Annotated in this window: 1 protein-coding gene; it reads right to left on the bottom strand. The window is 59.9% G+C overall.

Going from position 1 to position 845, the window contains the following annotated elements:
• Positions 1-641: pyridoxal phosphate-dependent aminotransferase (locus EN994_RS33520; RefSeq protein WP_164746534.1), on the bottom strand; the 641-nt coding region annotated here is incomplete at its 3' end.
• Positions 642-845: the final 204 nt, after the last annotated feature.

Below are 845 nucleotides of genomic sequence, written 5' to 3'. Positions count from 1 at the left end.
GCCTTGGACAATGACGAGACGCTGATCGCCTTTGGGCTCAGTGAGGCAGCCGTCGGCAGCCGCCTGCCGTAGGAGAGGTCGCGATAGGTCTCGTCGACCAGCAGATGGCAGCCGCGAGCCTCGGCAAGCGCCACCAGCGCATCGAGCTCGGCTCGGCTCATCATCGTGCCGGTCGGGTTGTGCGGGCAGGTGACGCTGATCAGCTTCGTGTCCGGCCGAATCGCGGCCTTGACGCGTTCGACGTCGATGGCGAAGCCTTCCTCGAATGCCAGGTCGACAAAGCTGATGGCGCAGCCGATCGCCCTTGGGGTTTCGATGTTGGTGGCGTAGTTGGGCCGGATGACGACGAGATGGTCGTTGGCCGACAAAAGCGAGGTCGAGATGATGAACAGTGCGCCGGCGGCACCGGCGGTGACCAGCACATCATCCGGCGAAATGCCGGCATCCTGCGCCGATATCAGTGCACGCAACTGCTTGTCGCCGCGATGCTCGCCATAGAAAAGCGTGAGATCGGGCAGCGACAGGCCGATGTCGGAGAGCTTCTGGTCGGCGATCGAGCTTTCGGAAAGATTAAAGCGGATACGGTCGTAGCCGTATTCTTCCGGTGCCTCTTTCTCGATCCCCATCCTGGTGTAGTTCATGGCTCACTCCCCAAGAGCAGTTCACCGTTTCACGGAAACGGCGACCCGCTCTAACTCCTTGTTTTTTTACGCAATTCCGGACGGAAAACCGTTTCACACTTTTCCTGGAATTGCTCTAGGAACCCGGCCACCTATCCAAGCCATAAAAATAGGAAGCCGGCCAAGGCGGATTCGCCGGCAGGCTTCTGTTCCAGTCGTCCTAAC

It is taken from the genome of Mesorhizobium sp. M7A.F.Ca.CA.002.09.1.1 (assembly GCF_003998555.1).
GTDB classification, from domain to species: domain Bacteria; phylum Pseudomonadota; class Alphaproteobacteria; order Rhizobiales; family Rhizobiaceae; genus Mesorhizobium; species Mesorhizobium ciceri.
Note: the sequence above shows the minus strand (reverse complement) of the source record. Positions and strands in the feature narration are given on the sequence as shown.